15 protein-coding genes are annotated in these 13906 nt (G+C 52.1%); 7 read left to right on the top strand and 8 right to left on the bottom strand.

From position 1 onward, the window contains the following. Nucleotides 1-2 precede the first annotated feature (2 nt). Nucleotides 3-809, top strand: a complete 807-nt coding sequence (rna, locus tag QQZ17_RS25795) for a ribonuclease I (protein ID WP_152405517.1) — start codon at nucleotides 3-5, stop codon at nucleotides 807-809. Between the two features lie 38 nt (nucleotides 810-847). Here rna and QQZ17_RS25800 read toward each other — a convergent pair whose 3' ends face one another. Together QQZ17_RS25800 and QQZ17_RS25805 are read right to left on the bottom strand one after the other, a co-directional pair. Further along, entirely contained in the window at nucleotides 848-1471 is a 624-nt protein-coding gene (locus tag QQZ17_RS25800) for a flavin reductase family protein (RefSeq protein WP_152405518.1), read from the bottom strand. 96 nt (nucleotides 1472-1567) lie between these two features. Further along, a complete protein-coding gene (locus QQZ17_RS25805; RefSeq protein WP_152405519.1) occupies nucleotides 1568-2404 on the bottom strand; it encodes an alpha/beta fold hydrolase in 837 nt (278 codons plus the stop codon). A gap of 273 nt (nucleotides 2405-2677) precedes the next feature. Here QQZ17_RS25805 and rnk point away from each other — a divergent pair, with 273 nt between their 5' ends. The 3 genes from rnk (at nucleotide 2678) to uspG (ending at nucleotide 3865) form a co-directional block, all read left to right on the top strand. After that, nucleotides 2678-3088, top strand: coding sequence for a nucleoside diphosphate kinase regulator (rnk, locus tag QQZ17_RS25810; protein WP_152405520.1), 411 nt, complete (start codon nucleotides 2678-2680; stop codon nucleotides 3086-3088). 147 nt (nucleotides 3089-3235) lie between these two features. After that, complete coding sequence (yldA, locus tag QQZ17_RS25815) at nucleotides 3236-3325, top strand: small membrane protein YldA (RefSeq protein ID WP_284554214.1); 90 nt, start codon at nucleotides 3236-3238, stop codon at nucleotides 3323-3325. 111 nt (nucleotides 3326-3436) lie between these two features. Further along, nucleotides 3437-3865, top strand: coding sequence for a universal stress protein UspG (uspG, locus tag QQZ17_RS25820; RefSeq protein WP_046477250.1), 429 nt, complete (start codon nucleotides 3437-3439; stop codon nucleotides 3863-3865). A 55-nt stretch (nucleotides 3866-3920) separates the two neighbouring features. Here the strand turns inward: uspG and QQZ17_RS25825 are convergent, their stop codons facing one another. From QQZ17_RS25825 to ahpC, 6 genes are all read right to left on the bottom strand, one after another. Further along, a complete protein-coding gene (locus QQZ17_RS25825) occupies nucleotides 3921-4688 on the bottom strand; it encodes a dimethyl sulfoxide reductase anchor subunit family protein (RefSeq protein WP_152405521.1) in 768 nt (255 codons plus the stop codon). Further along, nucleotides 4688-5245: a 4Fe-4S dicluster domain-containing protein gene (locus tag QQZ17_RS25830; RefSeq protein ID WP_152405522.1), complete on the bottom strand. Its 558-nt coding sequence runs from the start codon at nucleotides 5243-5245 to the stop codon at nucleotides 4688-4690. The genes QQZ17_RS25825 and QQZ17_RS25830 overlap by 1 nt, the downstream gene beginning before the upstream one ends. Further along, on the bottom strand, nucleotides 5242-7518 hold the full coding sequence (locus QQZ17_RS25835) for a molybdopterin-dependent oxidoreductase (protein ID WP_152405523.1): 2277 nt from the start codon (nucleotides 7516-7518) through the stop codon (nucleotides 5242-5244). Before QQZ17_RS25835 ends, QQZ17_RS25830 begins: the two co-directional genes overlap by 4 nt. Next, complete coding sequence (locus QQZ17_RS25840; protein ID WP_152405524.1) at nucleotides 7508-8071, bottom strand: TorD/DmsD family molecular chaperone; 564 nt, start codon at nucleotides 8069-8071, stop codon at nucleotides 7508-7510. Before QQZ17_RS25840 ends, QQZ17_RS25835 begins: the two co-directional genes overlap by 11 nt. A 228-nt stretch (nucleotides 8072-8299) precedes the next feature. Further along, nucleotides 8300-9865 (bottom strand): alkyl hydroperoxide reductase subunit F, encoded by a 1566-nt coding sequence (gene ahpF / locus QQZ17_RS25845; protein ID WP_152405525.1) that lies wholly within the window; start codon nucleotides 9863-9865, stop codon nucleotides 8300-8302. 211 nt (nucleotides 9866-10076) lie between these two features. Beyond that, a complete protein-coding gene (gene ahpC, locus QQZ17_RS25850) occupies nucleotides 10077-10640 on the bottom strand; it encodes an alkyl hydroperoxide reductase subunit C (protein ID WP_152405526.1) in 564 nt (187 codons plus the stop codon). A gap of 376 nt (nucleotides 10641-11016) precedes the next feature. On the opposite strand from ahpC, the gene dsbG reads away from it, so the two are divergent. From dsbG to QQZ17_RS25865, 3 genes are all read left to right on the top strand, one after another. Continuing rightward, on the top strand, nucleotides 11017-11763 hold the full coding sequence (gene dsbG, locus QQZ17_RS25855) for a thiol:disulfide interchange protein DsbG (RefSeq protein WP_152405527.1): 747 nt from the start codon (nucleotides 11017-11019) through the stop codon (nucleotides 11761-11763). A gap of 310 nt (nucleotides 11764-12073) precedes the next feature. Further along, complete coding sequence (locus QQZ17_RS25860) at nucleotides 12074-13297, top strand: phosphoadenosine phosphosulfate reductase (RefSeq protein ID WP_152405528.1); 1224 nt, start codon at nucleotides 12074-12076, stop codon at nucleotides 13295-13297. Then, complete coding sequence (locus tag QQZ17_RS25865; protein ID WP_152405529.1) at nucleotides 13282-13899, top strand: IbrB-like domain-containing protein; 618 nt, start codon at nucleotides 13282-13284, stop codon at nucleotides 13897-13899. Before QQZ17_RS25860 ends, QQZ17_RS25865 begins: the two co-directional genes overlap by 16 nt. Nucleotides 13900-13906: the final 7 nt, after the last annotated feature.

Raw genomic sequence — 13906 nt, forward strand, 5'->3', positions numbered from 1 at the left:
TCATGAAACCGACCTGGCAAAAATGGGGGTGGCTCGCCGCCTCACTCCTCCCTCTTTCTTCGGCAACCGCCAACGAATTACAGCCCACGCAGTACGGCGATTTCGACCGTTACGTGCTGGCACTCTCCTGGCAGACGGGATTTTGCCAGAGTCAGCATGAGCGCGACCGCCGCGAGCCTGATGAATGTCGCCTGCAAAAAGAGACCGCTAACAAAGTCGATTTCCTGACCGTTCACGGTTTGTGGCCAGGATTGCCGAAATCCATCGCGTCGCGCGGGGTCGATGAACGCCGGTGGATGCGCTTTGGCTGCGCCACGCGTCCCATCCCCAATCAGCCAGAAGCGCGCGCCAGCCGTAAATGCGCGGCACCCGAAACGGGCCTGTCGCTGGAAACGGCCGCCAAACTCAGTGACGTGATGCCGGGTGCGGGCGGACGTACTTGCCTTGAGCGCTACGAATACGCAAAACACGGTGCCTGTTTTGGCTTCGACCCGGATGCGTACTTTGGCACGATGGTGCGGTTGAACAAAGAGATCAAGGCCAGCGAGTTAGGGGTATTTCTCGGTGAAAATTACGGCAAGAGCGTGAGTCGCCGCGCCTTCGATGCGGCGGTGGCCAGGCGCTGGGGAAAAGAGGCCGTCAGCGCAGTGAAACTGAGCTGCCACGGTAATCCGGCTTACCTGACGGAGATCCAGTTCTCACTGAAGGCCACGACCATCAACGCGCCGCTCTCCGCTGACTCGTTCGCCCCGCAACCCCATCCGGGGAACTGTGGTAAACAGTTTATCATCGACAAAGTGGGTTACTGATTCACTGTCCCGGCGCGAAATCCGCGCCGGCGACAGCGTCAACGTTTCGCGCGAGCATCCGGACGCACCAGGTCAAAGCGGTGCGACTCGCTGATCGCATAGTAGGCCGTCGGGCCACCGGCGCGCAGCACGGGCTGTGCTTTTGCGGTCTGGTAAACGCCCTCTTCCAGCAGCGTTTCAGCGATGTGAATCCCCACCACTTCGCCCAGAATCAGCCAGGTTTCGATGGCTTCCCCTTGCGCGGTCATGAGCTGAATACTCTGCGACAGGCGACATTCAAAATTCACCGGACTTTGTGCAACGCGTGGCGCTTTCACCAGACGACTTTCCGCCTTCGTCAGCCCGGCGGCAAAAAATTCATCTTCGCCATGTGGCAGACTGGCGGAGGTTTCATTCATCGCGCTGGCTAACTCTCGCGTGGTCAGGTTCCAGACAAACTCGCCGGTTTCCATGATGTTACGTACGCTGTCTTTCCAGCCGGTGCTGGCAAAACCGATAATGGGCGGATGATAATTGAAACAGTTGAAGAAGCTGTAGGGTGCCAGGTTATCCCGACCAGCGGTATCCTGAGAGGCGATCCAGCCAATAGGCCGTGGACCAACAATGGCATTAAGCGGGTCGTGTGGCAGGCCGTGTCCCTGCGAGGGTTGATAGAAATACATAGTATTCTCTGATGAATGTGACGTCGGCGAAGCACGAATTGCGCTCCGCTCATCCCCCTAATAGAAGAGGATCAGCGTAGAGTAATCCGTTAAAGATTACGACTGAATAAAGTTAAGCAGATCCTGATTTATCTGCTGTTTATGGGTGGTGCAAATGCCATGGGAACCGCCCGCATAGACCTTCAGTTGCGCGTCAGGCAGTATTTCCGCTGCGACTTTGCCACAGGTCTCAAATGGGACAATTTGATCGTCATCACCATGAATAACCAGTGTTGGGATAGTCATTTTGCGCAAGTCTTCACGCAGGTCCGTTTCCGAGAACGCCTTGATGCAGTCGTACAGCGCTTTTATTGAGCCCTGTAATCCCTGCTCCACAAAGCTTTCCCGCACCGCTTTCGACTCTTTCGCGCCCGGACGGTTATAGCCATAGAATGCAGCGGTCAGCTCATAGAAAAAGGCGGCACGGTCATTGACAACCCCTTCACGAATGCCGTCGAAAACCGCTTCCGGCACACCGTTTGGGTTGAACTCGGTTTTCACCATAATGGGCGTCACCGCGCCAATCAATACCGCTTTTGCCACCCGCTGCGTCCCGTGTCGCCCGATATAACGCGCCACTTCGCCACCGCCGGTTGAGTGACCAACGTGCACCGCATTTTGCAGATTCAGGTGTGCGGTCAGTTCAGCCAGATCGTCCGCATACTGGTCCATATTGTGCCCCTCCCACGGCTGGGCTGAGCGACCATGTCCGCGCCTGTCGTGGGCTATCACCCGAAATCCTTTCGAGCCAAGAAAAAGCATCTGATCTTCAAAGGCATCAGCCGTTAACGGCCAGCCGTGGCTGAAGACAATCGGCTGGCCACTGCGGTTACCCCAGTCTTTAAAATACAGATAACTGCCATCTTTGAGAGTAATTTTGTCGTACTGGCTCATGAGATCTCCTGTAATAGAACACTGAGAGAGTGACGCGCCGCGGCGCGTGCTTAAAAAGCATAATGCAAATTTGAGAACGATCACGTTTATCGAATAAAATTCATACTAGTGATGCTTTTTTAGCTATTTACCCGAATGTGAACTAAATCACTTCAAACCCGGGGTAAGTCTCAGTATCATCTGGAGAGTTAAACCCTTGCCGCCAGACGGTGAGGGTTTTCTTTTGGGAATATTACCTGCGGCAAAACGCAGTACTGACGACATGGAGTAAAAATGTCCAGACCAACTATCATCATTAACGACCTTGATGCAGAACGCATCGATCGCTTACTGGAACAACCCGCGTATGCAGATTTACCCATTGCCGACGCGTTGAATGACGAGCTGGATCGTGCCCAAATGTGTTCGCCGGAAGCCATGCCGCATGACGTCGTGACCATGAACAGCCGCGTTAAATTCCGCAATCTCAGCGATGGCGAAATTCGCGTGCGTACGTTGGTGTATCCTGCGGCGATGACCGACAGCAATACGCAACTTTCAGTGATGGCCCCCGTCGGTGCTGCGCTGTTAGGCGTGCGTGTGGGCGACACCATTCACTGGGAACTTCCGGGCGGCGCATCCACCCACCTCGAAGTGCTGGAGCTGGAATACCAACCCGAAGCAGCAGGCGACTTCCTGCGTTAATCCCATCTGCATAAGCGACTTTCCGCTTTACCCAGAGGATGCGTTCGCATCCTCTTTCCGCCACTTTGCGTAAAATCACCCATTCTTCCTGGTTCGCCTTTCGCCTGACTCGTCCACACTGAATCGGTTTCATTGACAGGTGCGGTCATGAACGAAACATTCAGCATATTACTGGGATTCCTCATCATGGCGGCGATCATCGTCGGGGCCGTGCTTTACCTGGAGAATCACTGGTAGCGAATGCACAAGGAATCGCCGCACAATGCGAAAAATCCCCTGCAGAAAGCAGACAGAATTATTATTATATGCTTGAATGATTTGAGTATTAATTAACAGGGAGAAACGGGTATGTATAAGACAATCATTATGCCGGTTGATGTTTTTGAAATGGAACTCAGCGATAAGGCGATTCGCCACGCTGAATTTCTGGCGCAGCAGGATGGCGTCATTCATCTTCTGCATGTGCTACCAGGTTCTGCCAGCCTGAGCCTGCATCGCTTCGCCGCCGACGTTCGTCGTTTTGAAGAACATTTACAGCATGAAGCCGAAACCCGACTGCAAACGATGGTCGGTCACTTCAGTATCGATCCTGCCCGCATCAAGCAGCATGTCCGCTTTGGCAGCGTCCGCGACGTGGTCAATGAGCTCGGCGAAGAGCTGAATGCAGACGTGGTGGTCATTGGCTCACGTAATCCGTCAATCACCACACACCTGCTGGGTTCTAACGCCTCAAGCGTGGTACGTCATGCGACCCTGCCGGTACTGGTTGTGCGCTAAATTGCGCCCGAATACCAACAAGCCCTGTCAGCAGGCAGGGCTTTTTTCATCCGCATCAGAACAGATGACCAATGTTCACAATCGTACTCACGGTATCGCCAAAAAAGACCAACCGACTGAAGAACATCCCGACAAACAGTAGCCCAAACAGCACAGCCCCGCGGCGCTCACCACCGCGCGTCAGAACAAATGCCAGCAACAAACACGCCAGACTTACCAGATAAAGCGGAGACGTCAGCCACGCATGCGCTGTCATCTGCATGATGGTACCGCCAATGAGCCAAATCATCGGTGCGGCGATCAGCACCGCCAGACAAACCACAATCGCCTGGCGCAGCGCGGATAATGACGGTTTTAGCTTCAGCAATGGAATCGTCGCACATCCCATCACCCACACTGTGATCAAAAACAACAGCATCGTCAGACCGTTGGCGATAGCCACCATCGCCGGTGCAGCATAGGTCATCCCCTGCACCACCACCAGCGCAACCCCAAGCATCGACGTCAGAATAGCCGGAACTTTGTGCCCTTTAGTCAGAAATGTAATGCCTATCGCCACACCATACAGCGTAGCACCGAGGATCTCCCGACTCAGCCAGGCGTGTTTCAGGTTAATCAGCGCATTATACGCTCTGTCCGGATGTGCCAGATGCAGTACCGCCGCGACAGATGCCACCACAAGAATTAACCCCGTAACCAGCCAGTACACACGTTTTCCTTCCAGTTCGCCACGGAGTGAACGCAGCGTCAGGATCAGCGTCATCCCTACTGACGTCTGGCTTAATAAGGTAAAGATCACCAAAGGCAGTTCATATTTTTCCATTACTTGTCCTCCGGTTGTTTGGGCTGACGGGCGAGGATAAAACGCGTGCCAGGGTTAAGTTGCGGCATCCGCGGGAATCCTGGCGGATATTGCACCGCATTGGTCGGAATGGAGTCTGCATCGAGATCGATCAGGGTCAGCGCCCCCACCGGGCAGGCATTGACGCAGGCCGGGTTCATGCCGATGTCCAGTCGCTCATAACACATGCTGCATTTTTCCGCCTTGCGCGTCTCTTCGTTAAAGCGCGGCGCGCCATACGGACAATTGCGGATGCAGTTTTTACAACCGATGCAGCGCTCTGGGTTATGCACCACCACGCCATCTTCCCGTTTGGTGTACGCTTCTACCGGACATGCCGCAACGCAGGCCGGTTTTTCGCAATGGTTGCAGGCCAGCGAATAAAATGCGCGCTCCTCGTGCGGATAGATCTCTTTATCCAGCGGATATACGTAGCGCCAGAAGCGCTCCGGCTCCAGTTGGTTAAAGCTTTTACATGCCATTGCACAGCCACGGCAGCCGATGCACTTATCACTATTCACTAAAAACGCGCGTCTCATGCTGTGGCTCCTTCACTGTCCAATCGAATGATATCGACAAATTGGCTATGAATAGCGGCGCCTGGCGCGCCCGTTGCCATTTTTCCCATATCCGCAGGCGTATCCTTGACGACGTTTTGCACGTTATAGCGCAGCTTGTTAAACCACGACTCGTACATCACCAGGAAATCATCCGGCACGTTGGTGGTAATTTTGGCGCGCAGTTCCACATGCCCCGCCTCATTGAAGACCTTGACGAGATCGCCTTCAGCAATGCCTTTTGTTGCAGCGGCTGACGGATGAATGTAGACAAAAGGCTCAGGCCAGAACACCTGCATCCAGTCAAGATTCATAAACTGCGAATGCAGGCCATACTGCAGATGCGGGGTGAACAGATGGAACGGCAACGCCCCTTGCGCGGCGGGTTTGTATTCCGGTAGCGCGGTGTGGCCGTTTTGTTCGCAACGTTCAGATTTGAACTCATATTTCCCGGATGGCGTTTTGAATTTGCGATCGTACCAGGCGGCAGTGCTGGGCATTTTAGCTTTGCGTGGACCGTCACGCAGATCGTCCCAGCCGCTGATGGCAAACAGCTTGCCCATGCCGTCGTTGAACTCCTTATCCAGCCAACGCTTCGCATCAAACTCCTGCGGGAACGTACAGGAACCAGGCTCCAGTTGGTTGATGGTTTTAGACAACAGCGCAGCAATTTCAGGATCGCTTTTACACTCATAAAGCGGCTTAATGGCCGGCTCGTTGATCGACAACCAGTAGTGCCAGTAAGACGAACAGACATCCCACTGCTCGAAAGTGGTCGTGACCGGCAGCACGATATCGGCATGCTGAACAGTTTCATTGAAGAACTGATCGACGCAGACTACCATTTCCAGTTTTTCGAACGCTTTCTCCATCTTGTTACGATCGAAATCCTGCGCAAACGGGTTCTTGGACGCCACCCATAGCATGCGGACAGGCGGTTCGCTGGCGTCGAGAATACCCTGCGCCGTCTGGTTGATATTCAGCGCGCGATCGGAGTATTCACTCTTTTCACCGCTGTCGCTGACAAACTCGCCGACAGGACCGCCCGCCCCTTTGATACCCACAGAGCCTGCTGGCGGTTTTTGCATCATCCCGGCATAGTTATAACCCCAGGTCTGCAAATGCCCGTAGCGCGCACCACCGCCTTCCAGACCTATATTGCCGGTCATCGCGACAAATGCGTCAATGGCGCGCACATTCGCACCGCCGTTGACATGACGCTGCATGCCATAGCCAATCCATACAGTGGCAGGCTTAACGGCAGTAAACTCTTCCGCCAGTTCGCGAATCACCGCTGCAGATAGGCCGCACTGTTCCGCCGCCCATTCAACGGTAACGTGGCTGCGTAGATAAGCTTCGAACTCCGGGTAACCATGAGCATAATTATTAACGAAATCCTGGTCGACACGCCCGGTATCGAGCAGGTGACGCGCCATACCCAGCGCCAGCGCTCCGTCAGATCCAGGACGCACACGCAGGAACAGATCGGCCTTCGCCGCCGTTTGGGTTAACAGGGGATCGATAACGACCACCTTCGCCCCTTGCTCACGCGCCTGATAGATGTACTTCATGGTATGCATGGAGCACCAGGCCGGATTTGCGCCCCAGATGATGATGTATTTGGCCTTCACAAAATCTTCCGGGTCGTTACACCACATATCGCCCATATCATAATTTTGCGCATCAATACCTGCAGGCCAGCACGGCGTACCGGCAAAACGCGTGGTATAGCCGAGTGAAGACATCATCCCCTCAACGGCATAGCCCATCACGCCCAGATTGCCTGAATATTTGGACAACGCCAGTCCGAGCATCGAACCGTCTCGCTTTTTAATTTCCAGCATTTTGCGGGCGATACGCTGCATTGCATCTTCCCAGGAAATACGACGCCATTTACCGGTACCTCGCCCATCCTGAATCATGGGATACTTGATCCGATCGGGGCTGTAGACCCGGCGGGGATAGCTCAACCCTTTCACACACGGCGTTCCATGGGTAAACGTCGACTCCGATGCCCCCTCCACAAAGGTAATCACCTCGTTTTTGACCCAGGTTTTCAGGCTACAAGTGTCGTAGCAGTTGCGTGGACACGCATTGCGATAGATTTTGTAGGTTTTTGGGTTAAATGGAATGGGCGGTTGCGCCAGCGCGCAGCGGGACGTCAGTAATCCACCCGGTAACGCCGCGACGGTACCGAGGGCAATCAGCCCTTTTAAAAAAGAACGTCGGTTAAGAAGTCCTGGTTCATTGCTCATAAAGATAATCTCGTTTTAATTCATCAATCCAGTAAGATAACTTTTCCGCCACCGCATGCAGCGTTGCGGTTTGGGCATAACGTTTTATCCTTGCGATAAATTCAGGGACCCATAACGCAACATAGTCATTGATATAGCGCGCCAGCATGTCACGATATTGCGGGGACTGTCTGACATTCGCCGATAACACGATCGCGAGTTCTATAACATATGAAATATGATCGTCCGGTATATTATTTTCGCTATTTATGGACAACCCAATACTTGCCATAAAATCCCTTATCGTCCTCGTCGTTTTTCCCATGACAAGGCCTTCTTCTTCCAGATACACCGAAGCATATGGCGCGGCCTTTAGCGCGCAGGGCCCGATAAACAGGGCATTGTAGTCATACTCAACCTCCTGCCACGCCGACGCGGTCATGACAAACACCGCCGGAGGATCAAGGGCAATACACGCGGCTTTTAACGACTCACCGTCACGGGAATGAAAAAAATCACGTAATAGCAGTCCTGACGATTCACTGTCCGTCAAAGTATTATTAAATAAATCCATAAATGCCCAGTTTTTAATTCATGAGGTAAATATATAAATAAAACAGAGAGGGTATAATAACGAAATATGTCGTCCATTCTTTGATTAAAGGAAGGATTAATTGTATTTAATGGGACGTGAATTATTTTTATTGTTTCAAAAGCTAACAATGGATGGCAAAAGACATAAAAAAACCGCCTGTGGTTAACAGGCGGTTTCGGTATTGCAGGTGTAGTCTTACTTTCTTTTTTATGCCGTTTTCGTACGAATCAGGTAATCAAAGGCGCTCAGAGACGCTTTCGCTCCTTCGCCGGTCGCGATGATAATCTGTTTGTACGGCACGGTGGTACAGTCGCCCGCGGCGAATACGCCCTTCACGCTGGTTTCGCATTTCGCGTCGATGATGATTTCACCCATCCGGTTGCGCTCAATCGCCCCTTCCAGCCAGGTGGTGTTTGGCAACAGACCAATCTGAACAAAGATGCCCGCCAGCTCCACGTTGTGAACATCGCCACTCACGCGGTCGCGGTATTCCAGACCAACCACTTTCGTGCCATCGCCTTTCACTTCCGTCGTCTGGGCGTTCAGGATGATGTCGACGTTTTTCAGGCTGCGGACTTTATCCTGCAAAACCTGGTCGGCCTTCATTTCTGGGGCAAATTCCAGCAGGGTTACGTGTTCCACGATCCCGGCGAGATCAATCGCCGCTTCCACGCCGGAGTTACCGCCGCCGATCACCGCCACGCGCTTACCTTTAAACAGCGGGCCGTCGCAGTGCGGGCAATAGGTTACGCCTTTAGTACGATACTGGTCTTCACCCGGTACGTTCATGTTGCGCCATTTCGCACCGGTGGCGATGATAATGCTGCGCGCTTTCAGTACCGCCCCGGACGCCGTTTCAATCTGATGTAAACCGCCTTCGCTGGCCGCTGGCACCAGTTTACTGGCGCTCTGACTGTCTATCACATCGACGTCATAATCATCGACGTGGGCCTTGAGTGCGCCGGCCAGTTTCTGCCCTTCTGTTTTCGGTACAGAAATGTAGTTTTCGATATCCACGGTATCGAGCACCTGACCGCCGAAACGCTCGCCCATCAGGCCGGTACGAATGCCTTTACGCGCGGAGTAGACCGCCGCTGCCGCGCCCGCAGGGCCGGAACCGACGATCAGAACATCATAGGCATCACGCTGACTCAGTTCTTCGGCGGCGCGTTTTTCAGCACCGGTATCCACTTTCGCCACGATTTCCGTCAGCGTCATGCGGCCCTGACCAAACTCTTTACCGTTAACGTACACGGCCGGAACGCCCATCACATTACGCTCGGTGATCTCGTTCTGGAACGTGCCGCCATCAATTGCCGTATGCTTAATGCGCGGGTTCAGCACCGCCATCAGGTTCAGCGCCTGCACCACGTCCGGGCAGTTATGGCAGGAGAGTGAGTAATAGGTTTCAAACTCAAAATCACCGTCAATATCGCGGATCTGCTCAAGCAGAGACTGCGCTTCTTTTGACGGGTGTCCACCGGTCCACAGCAGTGACAGAACCAGTGAGGTAAATTCGTGGCCCAACGGGGAACCCGCAAAGCGCGGCCCCTGATTTGAACCCGGATTGGTAATCAGGAAAGAGGGCTTACGTACGGCTAAGCTGTTGTCTTCTTTAAAGGTGACTTTCTCTGACAGTTCGGCGATTTCAGCCAGCAGTTCCTTGATTTCTGCCGATGTAGCGCTGTCATCCAGCGTAGCAATCAGCTCAACAGGTTTGGTCAGTTTCTCAAGATAGGCCTTGAGCTGGGTTTTCATATTTGTGTCGAGCATTCTTCTTCCCTCTCTGAAAACATCATCATGCAAGCTGCCTTAATCGGGCTGCGTGAATGCAACTTGCATCATGGGGTTTGGAATAAAACGGGTGCGTGATGCACCCGTTTGTTGCCGGGTGGCACTTCGTTTACCCGGCCTACGATGTTGTAGGCCCGATGTGTAGGCCGGATAAGCGCAGCGCCATCCGGCTTCGAAGCGCCTTAAAGGCTTAGATTTTACCAACCAGGTCTAAAGACGGTGCTAAAGTCGCGTCGCCTTCTTTCCACTTAGCCGGGCACACTTCGCCTGGGTGAGAAGCGACATACTGAGCGGCTTTGATTTTACGCAGCAGGTCAGAAGCATCACGGCCGATACCTTCAGCGGTAACTTCGATCGCCTGGATGATACCCTGCGGGTCAACAACGAACGTTGCGCGGTCTGCCAGACCTTCATCTTCACGCATGTTGTCGAAGTTACGGGTCAGGGCGCCAGTCGGGTCGCCGATCATCGCGTATTTGATTTTGGCGATGGTGTCAGAGCTGCTGTGCCATGCTTTGTGGGTAAAGTGGGTGTCGGTAGAGACAGAGTAAACGTCTACGCCCAGTTTCTGCAGCTCTTCGTAATGGTCTGCAACGTCGCCCAGTTCGGTCGGGCATACGAAAGTAAAATCAGCCGGATAGAAGAAGAAGACGCTCCAGCGGCCTTCAGTATCTTTCTCGGTCACTTCAATGAATTCACCGTTTTTGAACGCCTGGTTTTTAAAAGGTTTAATTTTTGTATTAATCAAAGACATCTGTACTTCCTCCGTGTTTTCGTTGAGGGATACGTTACCGAAGATTGACCGACAGGGCTAATGCGTTTCCTTTATCAAATCAATAAGCGTTAACTAACAAACCTCTCAATTCAACGTTGTGAACGTGCGATGACGCAAAGTAAAAAGGGCCGCCTTTGCAGGCAGCCCCGTTACCTGAACTACCCGTGGGTAACTTCAGCGCCAGTGAAACTGGCTATGTGTTGCGCTCTACATTACCTTAACAAAGGCTGTAACAGCGAGAAGGATTACACCACCCCACTCCTGAAAGGGCAATGTTCCTGGCTGAGGTCTTACCTATGGCTGTGATAGGTTTTCTCACCTCACTCGCAATCGCTCTGATTTATAAGGATAAAAGATGTTAAAACGTACGTTTTTGCTCTCCCTCTTCCCTCTCTTTGCCTGGGCCGAAGACCTGCCTGCGCCGGTCAAAGCGATAGAAAAACAAGGCATTACTATTATCAAGTCGTTCGATGCGCCCGGCGGGATGAAAGGTTATCTCGGGAAATACCAGGATATGGGCGTCACTATCTACCTGACACCTGATGGCAAACAGGCCATTTCAGGCTACATGTACAATGAAAAAGGGGAAAACCTGAGCAATCAGTTGATAGAGAAAGAGATCTATGCGCCCGCCGGGCGAGAAATGTGGCAGCGCATGGAAAAAGCCAACTGGTTACTGGATGGCAAGAAAGACGCCCCGGTGGTGCTCTATGTTTTTGCTGACCCATTCTGCCCGTACTGTAAACAGTTCTGGCAACAGGCGCGTCCGTGGGTGGAGTCGGGTAAAGTACAATTACGTACGCTACTCGTCGGCGTCATCAAGCCAGAGAGTCCTGCCACTGCCGCGGCCATTCTGGCGTCGAACGATCCGGCGAAAACCTGGCATGATTACGAAGCCTCTGGTGGAAAAATGACGCTCAATGTGCCCAAAGCGATTTCGCCGGATCACATGAAAACCCTCAATATGAACCAGAAAATCATGGATGATTTAGGCGCGAACGTCACACCCGCGATTTATTATATGAGTAAAGATAACGTCCTTCAGCAGGTCGTTGGCTTACCCGAAAAAGCGCAGCTGGATGCCATGATGGCGCAACCATAATTAATATGGGTAATTATATTCAATAAAATATAATTACCCTGAATAATTTTAACCGCAAAATTTAACTCTTCTCGCAACGTAAACACGGCATAAAGAAATTTTCTTTTGTATAAACCCCTTTTGTTAACCACGTCGACTCACATAGCGGACTTTTGATATCAATTACAATATATTCATAATTAATATATTAATTATGAATTAATTAACTTGTTGAATTTATTTAACCATTGCGCACATACAAAAAAGACTTATATTATAGAGGGATATCTATTCCAGACGTACGACTTTAACGTTTAAGGATAAGCGATGCATGTCTGTTTATAAAATATCATTAAACCAAAATGTTCTGGAAGCCGCTGAAGAACGCATCATCTGGACTCTCGAAAATCTTCCCCGCGTGTGTGTTTCCTTTTCCGGTGGCAAAGATTCCGGACTGATGTTGCATCTGACGGCAAATCTTGCACGTAAGCGACACAAAAAAATCAGCGTATTGTTCATTGACTGGGAAGCGCAATTTTCCTGTACCATTAGTTATATTAGCGCCTTGCGCGAAATGTATGCCGATGTCATCGACCATTTCTATTGGGTTGCCCTTTCGCTTACCACCCAAAACTCACTGTCTCAGTTTCAACCTGAATGGCAGTGCTGGGAACCCGATACCCAGTGGGTTCGCCAGCCGCCGCCAGACGCTATCACCGATCCGGGCTATTTTTCCTTTTATCAACCCGGCATGACCTTCGAACACTTCGTGCGTGAATTTGCCGACTGGTTTTCGAATAAACGCCCGGCGGCCATGATGATAGGCATCCGGGCGGATGAGTCTTACAACCGTTTTGTGGCGATCGCCAGTTTACGCAAACAGCGTTTTGCCGATGACAAACCCTGGACGACCGCCGCACCTGGTGGACATACCTGGTACATCTATCCGCTGTATGACTGGAAAACGGCCGATATCTGGACCTGGTTTGCTCGCACGAATCTGCCCTGTAATCCGCTCTACAATCTGATGTATCAGGCCGGTGTCCCGGCCCGTTACATGCGCATTTGCGAACCATTTGGTCCCGAACAGCGTCAGGGATTATGGCTCTATCACGTTGTTGAACCCGAAAGGTGGGCGGCAATGTGCGCACGTGTCAGTGGCGTCAGAAGCGGTGGGATCTACGCAGGGCAGGATAATCACTTCTATGGCCATCGAAAAATACTCAAGCCCGACCATTTGAGCTGGCAGGATTACGCCATGATGTTACTGCTCAGCATGCCGGATAACACCGCTGAGCATTACCGTAACAAGATCGCCGTCTATTTACAGTGGTACAAGAAAAACGGCCTCGGCGAGATCCCGCAAACGCAGCCTGGCGATATTGGTTCGAAAGATATCCCCTCCTGGCGACGCATCTGCAAAGTGCTACTGAACAATGATTACTGGTGCCGGGCACTCTCTTTCAGTCCAACCAAACCGAAAAGTTACCAGCGTTATAGCGAACGCATGAAAGCGAGACGCAAGGAGTGGGGAATTTTATGCAACAACGATTGACACAGGATCTCATTGGCTTTCTCTCTGGCCTGTCTGAAGAAGAAAAAATCAAGGCTATCAATGATTTCAGAATGGCGATTCACAGCGTCAGTCCGTTTCGTGACGAACCGGTTGATTGTGTACTGTGGATAAAAAACGAGCACATTTCACCTAACGATTACAACCCCAATAACGTTGCTCCGCCGGAGAAAAAGCTACTGCTGAAATCCATCGAGACGGATGGATTTACCCAGCCTATTGTTGTCACCCAGTCCAGCGCGGAGGAGTACGAGATAGTCGATGGCTTTCATCGTCATGAACTGGGGAAAGGCAAAGCTTCGCTCAGGTCCCGTCTCAAAGGCTATTTACCTATTACCTGTCTGGAGGGAAGTCGCCACGACCGCATGGCAGCGACCATTCGCCATAACCGCGCCCGTGGACGGCATCAGATCCACGCGATGTCTGAAATCGTGCGTGAACTGGCGTTGCTGGGATGGGGGGACGAAAAAATCGGTAAAGAACTGGGGATGGACGAGGATGAAGTCTTGCGCCTGAAACAGATCAACGGTCTTCAGGAACTGTTTGCCAGTCGGCGGTTTTCAAAAGCCTGGACGGTAAAATAATCGGCTT

The sequence above is a fragment of the Citrobacter sp. T1.2D-1 genome (genome assembly GCF_950098555.1).
Lineage (GTDB): Bacteria > Pseudomonadota > Gammaproteobacteria > Enterobacterales > Enterobacteriaceae > Citrobacter_A > Citrobacter_A telavivensis.

Excerpts from the sequence above, each read along its gene's own strand:
- ahpC (WP_152405526.1), bottom strand. The coding sequence starts at position 10,640 with ATGTCTTTGATTAATACAAAAATTAAACCTTTTAAAAACCAGGCGTTC.
- QQZ17_RS25805 (WP_152405519.1), bottom strand. The coding sequence starts at position 2,404 with ATGAGCCAGTACGACAAAATTACTCTCAAAGATGGCAGTTATCTGTAT.
- QQZ17_RS25800 (WP_152405518.1), bottom strand. The coding sequence starts at position 1,471 with ATGTATTTCTATCAACCCTCGCAGGGACACGGCCTGCCACACGACCCG.
- dsbG (WP_152405527.1), top strand. The coding sequence starts at position 11,017 with ATGTTAAAACGTACGTTTTTGCTCTCCCTCTTCCCTCTCTTTGCCTGG.
- uspG (WP_046477250.1), top strand. The coding sequence starts at position 3,437 with ATGTATAAGACAATCATTATGCCGGTTGATGTTTTTGAAATGGAACTC.
- QQZ17_RS25860 (WP_152405528.1), top strand. The coding sequence starts at position 12,074 with ATGTCTGTTTATAAAATATCATTAAACCAAAATGTTCTGGAAGCCGCT.
- QQZ17_RS25865 (WP_152405529.1), top strand. The coding sequence starts at position 13,282 with ATGCAACAACGATTGACACAGGATCTCATTGGCTTTCTCTCTGGCCTG.
- QQZ17_RS25830 (WP_152405522.1), bottom strand. The coding sequence starts at position 5,245 with ATGAGACGCGCGTTTTTAGTGAATAGTGATAAGTGCATCGGCTGCCGT.
- rnk (WP_152405520.1), top strand. The coding sequence starts at position 2,678 with ATGTCCAGACCAACTATCATCATTAACGACCTTGATGCAGAACGCATC.
- ahpF (WP_152405525.1), bottom strand. The coding sequence starts at position 9,865 with ATGCTCGACACAAATATGAAAACCCAGCTCAAGGCCTATCTTGAGAAA.
- rna (WP_152405517.1), top strand. The coding sequence starts at position 3 with ATGAAACCGACCTGGCAAAAATGGGGGTGGCTCGCCGCCTCACTCCTC.
- yldA (WP_284554214.1), top strand. The coding sequence starts at position 3,236 with ATGAACGAAACATTCAGCATATTACTGGGATTCCTCATCATGGCGGCG.
- QQZ17_RS25840 (WP_152405524.1), bottom strand. The coding sequence starts at position 8,071 with ATGGATTTATTTAATAATACTTTGACGGACAGTGAATCGTCAGGACTG.
- QQZ17_RS25835 (WP_152405523.1), bottom strand. The coding sequence starts at position 7,518 with ATGAGCAATGAACCAGGACTTCTTAACCGACGTTCTTTTTTAAAAGGG.
- QQZ17_RS25825 (WP_152405521.1), bottom strand. The coding sequence starts at position 4,688 with ATGGAAAAATATGAACTGCCTTTGGTGATCTTTACCTTATTAAGCCAG.